This is a genomic window from Azospirillum argentinense (assembly GCF_000632475.1).
In the GTDB taxonomy this organism is placed as follows: Bacteria; Pseudomonadota; Alphaproteobacteria; order Azospirillales; family Azospirillaceae; genus Azospirillum; species Azospirillum baldaniorum.
The window spans coordinates 1,022,290-1,035,036 of record NZ_CP007794.1 but is presented as its reverse complement, the minus strand read 5'-3'; the positions used below and the strand labels follow the sequence as shown (position 1 = coordinate 1,035,036).

The 12,747-nt window shown below is 70.3% G+C and carries 13 protein-coding genes; 4 read left to right on the top strand and 9 right to left on the bottom strand.

Translation table 11 applies throughout. The features are described from left to right. Positions 1–64 precede the first annotated feature (64 nt). A complete protein-coding gene (locus ABAZ39_RS18895) occupies positions 65–496 on the top strand; it encodes a PaaI family thioesterase (RefSeq protein WP_040134366.1) in 432 nt (143 codons plus the stop codon). Continuing rightward, positions 493–1,293 (top strand): oxepin-CoA hydrolase, alternative type, encoded by an 801-nt coding sequence (locus ABAZ39_RS18890; protein ID WP_040134365.1) that lies wholly within the window; start codon positions 493–495, stop codon positions 1,291–1,293. Before ABAZ39_RS18895 ends, ABAZ39_RS18890 begins: the two co-directional genes overlap by 4 nt. A gap of 111 nt (positions 1,294–1,404) precedes the next feature. Here ABAZ39_RS18890 and gnd read toward each other — a convergent pair whose 3' ends face one another. Both gnd and gntR read right to left on the bottom strand, forming a co-directional pair. Next, positions 1,405–2,847, bottom strand: a complete 1,443-nt coding sequence (gene gnd / locus ABAZ39_RS18885; RefSeq protein WP_051658253.1) for an NADP-dependent phosphogluconate dehydrogenase — start codon at positions 2,845–2,847, stop codon at positions 1,405–1,407. A 65-nt stretch (positions 2,848–2,912) separates the two neighbouring features. Next, positions 2,913–3,971: an HTH-type transcriptional regulator GntR gene (gntR, locus tag ABAZ39_RS18880; RefSeq protein WP_505436644.1), complete on the bottom strand. Its 1,059-nt coding sequence runs from the start codon at positions 3,969–3,971 to the stop codon at positions 2,913–2,915. A 118-nt stretch (positions 3,972–4,089) separates the two neighbouring features. On the opposite strand from gntR, the gene ABAZ39_RS18875 reads away from it, so the two are divergent. Continuing rightward, positions 4,090–4,641: a gluconokinase gene (locus tag ABAZ39_RS18875; protein WP_051658252.1), complete on the top strand. Its 552-nt coding sequence runs from the start codon at positions 4,090–4,092 to the stop codon at positions 4,639–4,641. A 31-nt stretch (positions 4,642–4,672) separates the two neighbouring features. Then, a complete protein-coding gene (gene edd / locus ABAZ39_RS18870) occupies positions 4,673–6,472 on the top strand; it encodes a phosphogluconate dehydratase (protein WP_040135554.1) in 1,800 nt (599 codons plus the stop codon). 185 nt (positions 6,473–6,657) lie between these two features. Here the strand turns inward: edd and ABAZ39_RS18865 are convergent, their stop codons facing one another. The 7 genes from ABAZ39_RS18865 to ABAZ39_RS18835 all read right to left on the bottom strand — a co-directional run bounded on the left by ABAZ39_RS18865 (position 6,658) and on the right by ABAZ39_RS18835 (position 12,613). Further along, on the bottom strand, positions 6,658–7,410 hold the full coding sequence (locus tag ABAZ39_RS18865; protein ID WP_247874950.1) for a 2-keto-4-pentenoate hydratase: 753 nt from the start codon (positions 7,408–7,410) through the stop codon (positions 6,658–6,660). 39 nt (positions 7,411–7,449) lie between these two features. Further along, entirely contained in the window at positions 7,450–8,502 is a 1,053-nt protein-coding gene (locus ABAZ39_RS18860) for a LacI family DNA-binding transcriptional regulator (RefSeq protein ID WP_040134361.1), read from the bottom strand. 12 nt (positions 8,503–8,514) lie between these two features. After that, entirely contained in the window at positions 8,515–9,453 is a 939-nt protein-coding gene (locus ABAZ39_RS18855; protein WP_040134360.1) for a 2-hydroxyacid dehydrogenase, read from the bottom strand. A gap of 25 nt (positions 9,454–9,478) precedes the next feature. Then, a complete protein-coding gene (locus ABAZ39_RS18850; RefSeq protein WP_014197340.1) occupies positions 9,479–10,267 on the bottom strand; it encodes an amino acid ABC transporter ATP-binding protein in 789 nt (262 codons plus the stop codon). A 155-nt stretch (positions 10,268–10,422) separates the two neighbouring features. Beyond that, positions 10,423–11,235 (bottom strand): transporter substrate-binding domain-containing protein, encoded by an 813-nt coding sequence (locus ABAZ39_RS18845; protein ID WP_040134359.1) that lies wholly within the window; start codon positions 11,233–11,235, stop codon positions 10,423–10,425. A gap of 35 nt (positions 11,236–11,270) precedes the next feature. Next, positions 11,271–11,924, bottom strand: coding sequence for an amino acid ABC transporter permease (locus tag ABAZ39_RS18840; protein ID WP_144243596.1), 654 nt, complete (start codon positions 11,922–11,924; stop codon positions 11,271–11,273). Positions 11,925–11,938: 14 nt separating this feature from the next. Next, positions 11,939–12,613: an amino acid ABC transporter permease gene (locus tag ABAZ39_RS18835; protein ID WP_040134358.1), complete on the bottom strand. Its 675-nt coding sequence runs from the start codon at positions 12,611–12,613 to the stop codon at positions 11,939–11,941. Positions 12,614–12,747: the final 134 nt, after the last annotated feature.

Here is a 12,747-nt window from a genome sequence, read left to right as displayed (position 1 = left end):
TGTGCGGCGATTCTGTGCGACACTGGCGCTCCAGAACCAAGAAGACGGGTTGGAGAGCGCTTTTATGGACGACTTGATGAAGGGGGAACCGGCCTCCGGCTTCCAGACCCTGCTCGGCTACACGCTGGTGCGCTGGGGGGAAGGCGTGGCGGAGGTGGAGCTGACCATCGCTCCGCAGCACCGCAACCGGGGCGGCGTCCTGCACGGCGGCGCGCTGATGACCCTGCTCGACACCGTCATGGGGTTCGCGGCGACCCATTGCACGGTGCCCGGCCATTCGCGCCGGGTGGTCACGTTGTCGCTGTCCTCCAGCTTCCTGGGCGCGGTGGCAGAGGGCACGGTGGTGGCGCGCGGCACGCTGCTGGGCGGCGGACGCAAGATCGTCGGTTGCCGGGGCGAGGTGCGGCGCAAGGAGGATGGCGCGCTGCTGGCGTCCGCCGAGGGAATGTTCAAGTATGCTCCGGGAAGCGAAAATCCGGAGGGAACGCCCCGATGACCGACACGAACGATAAGAAGACTGGTTTGGACATCGCGCAGGACGGCCGTGTCCTGCGCCTGACCATCAACGACCCGGCCACCCGCAACTCCATCGGCCCGGCGCTGATGGAGGCGGCCCGCGCCGCCTTCGACGCGGCGGCGGTGGACACGAGCGTCGGAGCGGTGGTGCTGACCGGCGCCGAGGGGGCCTTCTGCTCCGGCGGCAATCTGAAATGGCTGAAGGAGGCGCGCAACGGCGACCGCGAGTCGGTGCGGGTGGGGGTGGAGAGCTTCCACGCCATGATCCGCAGCCTGCGCGCCTGCCCCAAGCCGGTGATCGCCGCGGTCGAGGGACCGGCGGGCGGGGCGGGCTTTCCGCTGGCGCTGGCCTGCGACCTGATCGTCGCGGCGGAGGACGCGGTGTTCACCCTGTCCTACATCAAGGTCGCGCTGACCTCCGACGGCGGCGGCACGGCGTCGCTGGCCCGCGCGCTGCCGCCGCAGCTCGCCGCGGAGATCCTGTTCGAGGGCGGGCGCGTCGGGGCGCCGCGTCTGGCGCAGCTTGGCATGATCAACCGGCTGACCGCCCCGGGCGGTGCGCTGGCCGAGGCGACCGCCTGGGCGGAGCGGCTGGCCGCCGGCCCGACCGCCGCGCTGGGCCGCGCCAAGGGGCTGCTGGAAGTCGCCTATGGCGGGCTGGCCGACCAACTCGACCGCGAGCGCGACGCCTTCGTGGAATCGCTGTTCAACGACGAGGCCGGGGAGGGCGTGACCGCCTTCTTCGAGAAGCGGGCGCCGGTGTTTCCGAAGGGGTGAGTGGGCGAGTCGGGCCCCCACCCCAGCCCTCCCCCGCTATCGCAGGGGAGGGAGCTTAATTCCCTCCCCCGCTCAGCGGGGGAGGGTTAGGGTGGGGGCCCGTGCGGGGTGTCACCCCACCTTCCACTCCGTGTGCACCATGCCCGGACGGTCGGTGCGCTCGTAGCCGTGGGCGCCGAAATAGTCGCGCTGGGCCTGGATCATGTTGGCCCACAGCCGGCCGCTGCGGTAGCCGTCCCAGTAGGACAGCGCCGAGGCCATCGCCGGAACCGGCACCGCGGCCAGCGTCGCGGCGGCCACCACGCGGCGGAAGCCGGCGTCGCCGCGGGTCATCAGGCCGGCGATGTCGGGGTCCAGCATCAGGTTCGGCAGTTCCGGAGCGCGGTTCAGCGCGGTCAGGATGCGGTCGAGCAGGCGGGCGCGGATGATGCAGCCGCCGCGCCAGATGCGCGCCACCGCCGCCAGATCGACGTCCCAGCCGAATTGCCGGCTGCCCGCCGCGATCACCGCGAAGCCCTGGGCGTAGACGGCGATCCTCCCGCTGAGCAGCGCGTCGCCGACCGATGCGACCAGATCCTCCGTGGAGGGAACGTGCGGGATGGCCAGCGCCTCGGCGGCGCGCACACGCTCGTCCTTCAGGGCGGACAGGCAGCGGGCGTGCACCGCCTCGGCGATGGTCGGGGCGGGCATGCCCAGCTCCAGCGCGGTGGTCGCCGCCCAATGGCCGGTGCCCTTCTGGCCGGCGGCGTCGCGGATGACCTCAAGGATCGGAGCACCGGTCTCGCCGTCCTTCGTCCGCAGGATGTCGGTGGTGATCTCCATCAGGTAGGAGGCCAACTCGCCGCCGTTCCACTCCGCGAAGATGTCCGCCAGACGCTCGTAGGAGCAGCCGCCGATCTCGCGCAGAAGATGATACGCCTCGGCGATCAACTGCATGTCGGCGTATTCGATGCCGTTGTGGATCATCTTCACGAAATGACCCGCCCCCTCCGGCCCGACGCGGGCGAAGCAGGACTCGCCGTCCGGGGCGCGGGCGGCGATGGCGGCCAGCAGCGGGGCGACGGGGGCCAGCGCCTCGGCGTCGCCGCCGGCCATCAGGGCCGGGCCGCGGCGCGCCCCTTCCTCGCCGCCCGACACGCCCAGCCCGACGAAGCGCACGCCCGCCGCGGCGGCGAGTGCCGCGCGGCGGTTGGTGTCGCGGAAGTGGGAGTTGCCGCCATCGATCAGCACGTCGCCCGGCGACAGGCGGGGCAGCAGGGCGGCCGTCAGCTCGTCCACCGGGGCGCCGGCGGGCACCATCATCAGGATCGTGCGCGGCGCCTTGAGCGCGCCCAGCAGTTCCTCCACCGACGCGCAGGGGACGGCGTTGCCCACCTGGGCGGCGAAGGCGCCGCGGCGCCCCTCGTCCAGGTCGTAGCCCGCCACCACGGCCCCGTGGTCGGCCAGATTGGCGGCGAGGTTGCGCCCCATCACACCCAGGCCGAGGACGGCGATGTCGGCCGAGCCGACGGCGGTGGTTTCCGCCCCGGTCCTGGTCGAGTTGCCCTGCACCATCACAACGAACTCCCGTACATTCTCTTTAATGACAACCCCGCGGCGCGGGGGTCGGTTGCGGTCTCTCAAGTGGTCTCGCGGACCATCAGGCGAAAGCCCAGATCCACGCGGCGCGGATTTTCCCGGCTTTTCGGCGTCCGTTCCGCCATGCCCGCGATCAGCAGGCGGGCCGCCTCCACGCCGATGGCGCGGCGGGGGGTGGCGATGGTGGTCAGCGGCGGGACGGTCCAGGCCGCCCCGGCCAGATCGTTGAAGCCGGCGACGGCCAGCCGCTCCGGCACCGGAATGCCGAGCCGCGCGCATTGGAACAGCGCGCCCTGCGCCAGATCGTCGTTGCACAGGAACAGCGCGTCGGTGTCGGGGTGGGTGGCCAGCGTGCGTTCCAGCAGCTCCGCGCCCAGCGCGACGGAGGTGGGGTCTGGCACCATCAGCTCCAAGGCGGGGTCGTGCCGTCCGGCGTCGTGCAGCGCCTGCCGCCAGCCGTCGCAGCGCTGGCGCGTCCGCGGGTCGAGCTGCCCGGCGATCAACCCGATCCGCCGCCGCCCGCGCGCGGCCAGATGCGCGCCGACGGCGTAGCCGGCATCGAACTGCGAGAAGCCGACCGTCTGCACCGGACAATCGTCGTGCTCGCCTTCGGCGATCAGATCCATGGTGTGGACGACCGGGATCGTGAGGCTGCGCAGCAGGTCCCAGGTGCCCGGCGTGTGGTCGAGCCCGCTCAGGATCACCCCGTCCGGATCGTGGGCGAGCTGCGTGCGCAGGACGCGCTCCTCCGCCTCCGCGCCGTAGCCGGTGATGCCGACCAGCGGCTGGTAGCCCTGCGGGCTCAGCGTCTCCTGCACGCCGGCCAGCAGGTCGATGAAGACGGCGTTGGTCAGGGAGGGGATCAGCACCGCCACTGTCATCGTCCGCGCCGAGGCCAGCGCCGAGGCCACGCGGCTGGGCACGAAGCCCAGGCGGCGGCTCGCCTCCTCGACGCGGGCGCGCACCTCCTCGCTGACCGTGTCGGGCCGGCGCAGGGCGCGGGACACGGTCATGGCGCTGACCCCGGCGGCGGCGGCGACGTCGGCCATTGTGGCGCGTCCGCTGCGCGAGGATCGGGGTTTGCGGGGGGTGGCGGCCATCAGCGTTCCAATTGTGCGGCGGCCATTATCCCGCGCCGGATTGGGCTTTACAAGCCTCATTTGTTAGCGGTAACATGCGCATCTCTCCCCAGCCATTTTGATTCGAGGACCGACCGGCATGAGCGCTCTTCCGTCTCCTGATGTTACCGCTAACATAAGCGGGGCCGTGGATGCGATCGTGGTGATGGGCGTGGCGGGCTGCGGCAAGACCTCGGTGGGGGAGGAGTTGGCCCGGCGGCTCGGCTGGCAGTTCCTGGAAGGCGACGGTTTCCACCCGCCGGAGAACATCGCGAAGATGTCCGCGGGCATCCCGCTCCAGGACGAGGACCGCTGGGGCTGGCTGGACACCATCGCCGCCCACATCGTCCTGGCGAAGGAGGCGAAGGCGCCGGTCGTCGTGTCCTGCTCCGCGCTGAAGCGGCGCTACCGCGAGCGGCTGAGCGCCGGCGGGACGCGCGTCCTGTTCGTTCATCTCGACGGCAGCCGGGACACCATCCACGCCCGCATGGCGCTGCGCGCCGGCCATTTCATGCCGACCACCCTGCTCGACAGCCAGTTCGCCGCTCTGGAGCCGCTGGAGGCCGGAGAACTCGGCATCGTCTGCGACATCGACGCCAGCCCGGCGGAGATCGCCGCCCGCGTGTCCTCCCGGATCGCTCGCGCCGCCTGAACAATCCGCCGTCTGGAAGGACCGCGCCATGATGAGTCTTCATCCCGTCCTCGACGCCGTCACCCGCCGCATCCGGGAGCGCAGCCAGCCCACCCGCACCGCCTATCTGGAGCGGCTGCGCGCCGCGGCGGCGCAGGGGCCGCGCCGTCTGGCGCTGGGCTGCGCCAACCGGGCGCACGGCTTCGCCGGCTGCACCGCCGCGGAGGACAAAGCGGCGCTGCGTGGCGGCTCGACCCCGGCCATCGGCATCGTCACCTCCTACAACGACATGCTGTCCGCCCATCAGCCCTACGGCGACTACCCGGAGCGTCTCAAGGCGGCGGTGCGCGCGGCGGGCGGCGTGGCCCAGGTGGCGGGCGGCGTGCCGGCCATGTGCGACGGCGTCACCCAGGGCGAGCCGGGGATGGAGCTGTCGCTGTTCTCGCGCGAGGTCATTGCCATGGGGACGGCGGTCGCCCTGTCGCACGGCACCTTCGACGGGGTGCTGTGCCTCGGCGTCTGCGACAAGATCGTTCCGGGGCTGCTGATCGGCGCGCTGTCCTTCGGCCATCTGCCCACCGTCTTTGTGCCCGCCGGCCCGATGCCTTCCGGCCTGCCCAACAAGGAGAAGGGGCGCATCCGCCAGCTTTACGCGGAAGGCAAGCTGGACAAGGACGCGCTGCTGGAGGCCGAGGCCGCGTCCTACCACGCGCCGGGCACCTGCACCTTCTACGGCACCGCCAACTCGAACCAGATGCTGGTCGAGATGATGGGGCTGCACCTGCCAGGGGCGAGCTTCGCGAACCCCGGCACGGCGCTGCGCGACGCGCTGACCGACGCGGCGGCGCGGCGGGTGGTCGCTCTGCGCACGCCCATCGGCGAGATCGTCGACGAGCGCGCCATCGTCAACGCCGTGGTCGGGCTGCTGGCGACGGGCGGCTCGACCAACCACACGCTGCATCTGCCGGCCATCGCGGCGGCGGCGGGGATCGCCTTGACCTGGGAGGATTTCGCCGAGCTGTCGGCGGTGGTGCCGCTGCTCGCCCGCGTTTACCCGAACGGCAGCGCCGACGTGAACCATTTCGAGGCGGCGGGCGGCATGGCCTTCCTGATCGGGGAACTGGCCGACGCTGGGCTTCTGCACGGCGACGCCGCCACCGTTTGGGAGAATGACACCATCGCCGCCTATTGCCGTCCGCTGCGGCTGGAGGGGGGCGAACTGGTGCGCGGCGCGGCGGTTCGGGAGAGCGCCGACCCCGCCGTGCTGGCGGCGGTCGCGTCGCCCATGGCGGCGGAGGGCGGGCTGCGCGTGCTGAGCGGGCCGCTGGGCCGCGCGGTGGTGAAGGTCTCCGCCGTGAAGCCGGACCATCGTGTCATTGAGGCGCCAGCCCGCGTCTTCACCGACCAGGAGTCGGTGCAGGCGGCGTTCCGCCGCGGCGAGTTGCACCGCGACGTGGTGGTGGTCGTGCGCTTCCAGGGGCCGAAGGCCAACGGCATGCCGGAACTGCACAAGCTGACGCCGCCGCTGGGCGTGCTTCAGGATATCGGCTACCGGGTGGCGCTGGTCACGGACGGGCGGATGTCGGGGGCGTCGGGCAAGGTGCCGGCGGCGATCCACGTCACGCCGGAGGCCGCGGCGGGCGGGCCGCTGGGCCGGGTGCGGGATGGCGACATGCTGCGGTTGGACACCGAGCACGGCACGCTTGAGGTTCTGGTCGACGACGCGGAATGGACCGCCCGCCCGCTGGCGGACGCGCCGGCCGATGCGGGTGTCGGCTGCGGGCGGGAGCTGTTCGGTGTGTTCCGCCGGGCGGTCGGCAGCGCGGAAGCCGGGGCGTCGGTGTTCGGGTGAGGGGCGATCCTATTGCAGGTTCCCTCTCCCCTCCGGGGAGAGGGTTAGGGTGAGGGGGTTGTGCGTGTGCCGGACGTACCGCCATGCGTAACCCCCTCACCGGCCCTCCGGGCCACCCTCTCCCCAGGGGGAGAGGGCTATAAAGGCCAGAGGCGACTACCCTTGTGTGGCCAAGGGGAACTCGATCACTTCACCGTCAGCTCATACGTCCCCATCGTCCCGTACACGGCGACCGACGTGCTGCCCGCCGGGACCATGACGGTGCCGACGTGCGAGCCGGTGGTCACCACGTCGCCGGCCTTGAGGCCGCCCAGGCTGACCGCGCCGGTGTTGGCCATCCACACCAGAAGCCGCACCGGCTCGCCCGCGGAATTGCCAGCGACCGTGTCGGCCTTCGTCTCGCCATCGACGACCAGGGCGACCCGCTCCTTCAGCGGCTCCAGCGAGCGCCAGTCGGCGATGGCCGGGCCGACGACCAGGGCACCGTGGTTGAACTGGTCGGCCATGTGGCTGAACCACTCCTGCGAGCCGAAGCCGGCGAAGCGCGTGTCGACGATCTCGAAGGCGGGATGGACGGACTCGACGGCGTCGAGGACCTCCTCGCGGCTGTAGGGCTCGGCGCGGGGCGGCAGGTCCTTGGCGAATTTGTAGGCGATCTCTGCCTCCATGCCGATGACCTGATAGTCCGCCGCGGGAAGCACCGTGGTGTCGAAGAACAGCGTGTCGGCGTGGATGGGCGCGCGGAACGGCTCGGACTCCGGCGTGCGGGCGCCGACCTTCCAAGCGACGACCGGACCGAGGCGGCGGGCCACGGCGTCCTGGATGGCGTAGGCGTCGGCTTCGCTAGTGGGGCGGGTGGGCAGGGCGGACAGCCAGTCGCGGCTTTTCCGCGCCTGGATCAGGGCGTCGACGGAATCGTTGAATGCGGCGTTGTTCATCTCATCGGGCATCGTCTTCGGGCCTTCGCTTTTCTTCGGTTATTGGTGCTTGTCGGGTTGGGCTCTCATGGCGCCGCAGGACTCGCGGACGACCAGCCGGGCGGGCAGGATCACGCGCTCCGGTGCGCCCTGCGGGTCGGCGATGCGGCGCAGCAGCAGGCGGGCGGCCTCCTGCCCGATCTGGCGGGCGGAGGTTGCGACGGTGGTGAGGGCGGGACGGCTCATCGCCGCTTCGGCCATATCGTCGAACCCTGTCACGGCGACGTCGCGCCCGGCCCTGAGACCGCGGGCCTCCAGCCCCAGCATCACGCCGAACGCGACCAGATCGTTGTAACAAAGCATCGCGGTGGGCGGGTCGGCAAGGTCCATCAGCGGCCCCACCGCATCCAGCCCGCCGCGGCGGGTGGCCGGGCAGCGCACGACGAGGTCCGGGGTCAGGCCGTGGCGGCGCAGCGCCGCGGTGAAGCCGACGCGGCGTCCGGCGAAGGCGGAGTGGGACAGGTTGCCGCCGACGAAGGCGATGCGGCGATGGCCGATCCGCAGCAGATGCTCGGTCACCATCTCCATGCCGAACTCGTAATCCACCCCGGCGTAATCGCCTTCGCGGGCGGAGAGGAAGCGCAGCGCCTGGACGACGGGAAGCTGCCACTGGCGCAGCCGGTCCAGCAGCGCCGGCGACGTGCCGGCGGCGGGGCAGATGATCACCCCGTCCACATTCTGTTCGCGCATGCGCTGGAGGTAGCGGTCCTGCCGCTCCCCCGACTCCGCGGTGTTGGCGAGGAAGGCGACGACCCCCTGTTCACCCAGGACGTCATCCACCCCGGCGGTCAGCTCGCCATAGAAAGAGTTGTTGATCTCGCAGACGAGCAGCCCGACCGTGTCGGTGCGGGCGGCGCGCAGGGTCGCGGCGCCGCGGTTGTAGACATAGCCCAAGGCTTCGATGGCGGCCTGCACGCGCTCCCGCGTCTCGGCGGCGACCAGCGGGCTGCCGCGCAGGACGAGCGAGACGGTGGACCGCGACACCCCGGCGTGGTGCGCCACCTCCGTCAGGGTGATGCGGGCCGGTCCGCCGCGCTCGTCGAGGATGGTCATTCACGCCGCCATTCAGACAACGGCGGTCGGCAGCGGCTGGCCGGCGAAGAAGGCGGACAGGTTCGCCAGCACCAGATTGCCCATGGCCATGCGCGTCTCCACCGTGGCGCTCGCCTGATGCGGCTGAAGCACGACATTGTCCAGGCCGAACAGGGCCTCCGGCGCGTGCGGCTCGTTGGCGAAGACGTCCAGCGCGGCCCCGCCGAGACGCCCCTCGGCCAGGGCGGCGACCAGTTCCGGCTCGTCCACCACGGCGCCGCGGGCGACGTTGACCAGCAGCCCGTCCGGCCCCAGCGCTTCGATCACCGCGCGGTTGACCATGTTGCGGGCGTCCGGCCCGGCCGAGGCGGCGACGATCAGGATGTCGCTCTCCCGCGCCAGATCGACCGGTGAGGCGACGAAGCGGTAGGACACGTCGGCGCGCGGCTTGCGGTTGGTGTAGGCGATGTCCATGCCGAAGCCGGCGGCGCGCTGGGCGATGGCCATCCCGATGCGGCCCAGCCCCAGGATGCCCAGCCGCTTGCCGGTCACCTTGCGGGCCAGCGGCAGGCCGCCGCCCGGCCAGCGCCCGGCGCGCACGAAGCGGTCGCCGACCATCATGCGGCGCGACCCGGCGATCATCAGCCCGATGGCGAGATCGGCCACGTCGTCGGTCAGCACGTCGGGCGTGTTGGTGACGCGGACGCCGCGGCTGGCCGCGTGCTTCAGGTCCACCGCGTCGGTGCCGACGCCGTTGATCGCGACGATCCCCAGGTTGGCGCAGGCGTCCATGACCGCGTTGCTGACGCCCGTGCCGCCGCCGGTGACGACGGCGCGGACTCGCGGCCCCACCTCGGCGACCAGCCGGTCGCGGTCGGGCGCCCCGGCGAGGCGGTGGACGGTGTAGCCCGCGTCCAGCGCCGCCTCGATGTCCGGCATCATGGATTCGACGAGGAGGATCTCCGGCTTCATCAAAAGCGTCCTTCGTGGGGTGGGCTCAGTGGGTGAGGATCTGGCCGAGGAAGTTGCGGGTCCGCTCGGACTTCGGGTTCGTGAAGAACTCGGCGGGGGTGGCCTGCTCGACGATCTCGCCGCGGTCCATGAAGATGACGCGGTCGGCGACCGACTTGGCGAAGCCCATCTCGTGGGTGACGCACAGCATGGTCATGCCGTCCTCGGCCAGCCCGATCATGGTGTCGAGAACCTCCTTGACCATCTCGGGGTCGAGGGCGGATGTCGGCTCGTCGAACAGCATGACCTTGGGGTTCATGCACAGCGACCGCGCGATGGCGACGCGCTGCTGCTGCCCGCCGGAGAGCTGGCCGGGATATTTGTCCGCCTGCTCCGGGATGCGCACGCGGGCCAGATACTTCATGGCGATGTCGCGCGCCTCCTGCTTGGAGGTGCCGCGCACCCGCATGGGCGCCAGCATGCAGTTCTCGACCACGGTCAGGTGGGGGAACAGGTTGAACTGCTGGAACACCATCCCGACGTCGCGCCGCACCTGATCGAGGTGGCGGTGGTGGGCGTCGATCGTGACGCCGTTGACGGTGATCGTGCCCTTCTGATGCTTCTCAAGCTGGTTGATGCAGCGGATCAGCGTGGACTTGCCGGAGCCCGAGGGGCCGCAGATGACGATCCGCTCGCCCTTGTGGACCTCCAGCTCGATGTCCTTCAGCACATGGAAGCTGTCGTACCATTTCTGGACGCCGGCCATCCGGATGACGACCTCGCCGCTGACCGGCCGCGGCGCGGGGACGTCCGTGGTATCGTAAGCCGAGGCCATGGGGGACTCCTCCTAATCTATTTAAACCCTCTCCCCTCTGGGAAGAGGGGAGGGTGAGGGGGATGCGCCTGTCGGAGCGTCCGGCAAAAGCTCATCCCCCTCACCCGCCCGCTTTGCGGGACCCTCTCCCCAGAGGGGAGAGGGTTTGTGGGACGTTACGACTTGGTCAGCGGGGGCAGGTCGGTGCCGAGCCACTTCTTGTGGACCTCGTTCAGCTCACCGTTCGCCTTCGCGGTCTCGATGAACTCGTTGACCCACTTCAGCAGGGCGTCCTGGCCCTTGCGCATGGCGATGCCCTGGACCTGACGGTTCAGCACGAATTTCATCTCGTAGTTGGCCTGCGGGGCCAGCTTCTTGATCTCCTTGGTGACCACGTTGCTGAGGCCCAGAGCGTCCACCTGACCGGACAGCATGGCCTGCACGGCGCTGGCGTCGTCGTCGAAGCGCATGATGCGCGCGTCCTTCGGGGCGACAGCGGTCAGGGCGTTGTCCTGGGTGCTGGCGCGGGCGACGCCGATGCGCTTGCCCGACAGCTCCGCGGCCTCCTTGATCTTGGTGTTGGCCGGGGCGACCAGACCGATCTCGATGGCGGCGTAGGGCTCGGAGAACTGCACCTGCTCGGCGCGGGCCGGGGTGATGCCCAGCGAGGCGACCAGCAGGTCGACCTTGTTGGTCAGTAGATAGGGGATGCGGTTCGGGCCGGTGACCGGAACGATCTCCACCGGGACGCCCATGTGCTTGCCCAGCAGATTGGCGACGTCGGCGTCGTAGCCGTCCGGCTTGCCGTCGGCGGTGGTGATGCCGAAGGGCGGGAAGTCCACCAGCATGCCGATGGTCAGCTTGCCCTTCGACTTGATCTCGTCGACGGACTGGGCGGCGGCCGGACTGGCCAGGGCGACGGCGCCAACGGTGGCGGCGGCCATCATGGCGCCGGCGACGGCGAGGCGGCGGGTGATCGACAGGGTCATTGGGGTTTCCTCACGGTTCTTATGAAAGGAGACGATCAGCGGGTGGCCAGGGCGTAGCGCCGCTCCAGACGGGCGCTGAGCAGCGACAGCGGCCAGCACATCAGGAAGTAGAGAACCGCCACGATCCCGAACACCAGGAAGGGCTGGAAGGTGGCGTTGTTGACGATCTGCCCGGCGCGGGTCAGCTCGGTGAAGCCGATGATGGCGGCCAGCGACGTGCTCTTGATGAGCTGCACCAGGAAGCCCACGGTCGGCGGCACCGCGACCTTCACCGCCTGCGGCAGGATCACGTAGCGCATCAGCCCCGGATAGCGCAGGCCGAGCGCCGAGGCGGCCTCCCACTGGCCGCGCGGCACCGCCTGGATGCAGCCGCGCCAGATCTCGCCGAGGAAGGCGCTGGCGTTCAGCGTCAGGCCCAGCGCCGCGGCGGCCCAGGGGTTGAGGTCGAGGCCCAGCACCGTGGCGCCGAAGAACACCAGGAAGAGCTGCATCAGCAGCGGCGTGCCCTGGAACAGCTGGATGTAGCCGGTGGCGGCCAGCCGCACCGCCTTGATGTCCGAGGTGCGGGCCAGCGCGATGACCAGCCCGACCGTGGCCCCGCCGACGAAGGCGATGGCCGACAGCGCCAGCGTCCACTGCATGGCGCTGACGAGGAAGAGGAATTCGTTGTAACTGAAGGCGCGGATCATGGTTCGGCCCTCCCTCAGCGCCGGTCGGTGTCGTAGGCGAAGGCCAGCTTGTAGATGCCGGCGAACAGCGCGGAGAACATCATCGCCAGCGCCAGGTATATGCCGGTGACCACGATGTAGATTTCGAAGCTGCGGAAGGTCTGCGACTGGATGTTGTTGGCGACCGAGGTCAGCTCGTCCGCCGAGATCGCCGAGACCACGCTGGAGCTGAGCATCAGCAGGATGAACTGGCTGGTCAGCGCGGGGTAGACGGTGCGCAGCGCCGGCTTGATGACGATGTAGCGGAAGACCTGCAACGGCTTCAGCCCCAGCGCCAGCCCGGCTTCGATCTGGCCTTTTTGGATCGATTCGATGCCGGCCCGGATGATCTCCGTCGCGTAGGCGCCGACATTGACCACCATGGCGATCAGCGCGGCGAGGTCGGGCGACAGGCGGATGCCCATGGTCGGCAGGCCGAAGAAGATCAGGAAGATCTGCACCAGGAAGGGTGTGTTGCGCACCACCTCGATGTAGGCGTTGATCACCCAGCGGACCGGCTTCGGCCCGGACGTCTTGCCCAGCGCGCAGAGAATCGCGACGATCAGGCCGAGAACCATGGCGCCGATCGACAATTGCACGGTCAGCCAGGCACCCTGGAGCAGATAGTCCCAGGAATCGATGACCGCCTTGAAATCGAAGGTGTAGTTCACGGGCTTTCCCTCCGCATCCGGGCCGGCCGCATCCGAACCGCTGCGCGCGTTCGGTGAACGGTCCCTTGTGCGGGATTCTCGTTGTCGGCCTTTCATCGTCCGGTCGCCGTGGCGATGCCTCCGGTGCCGGATGT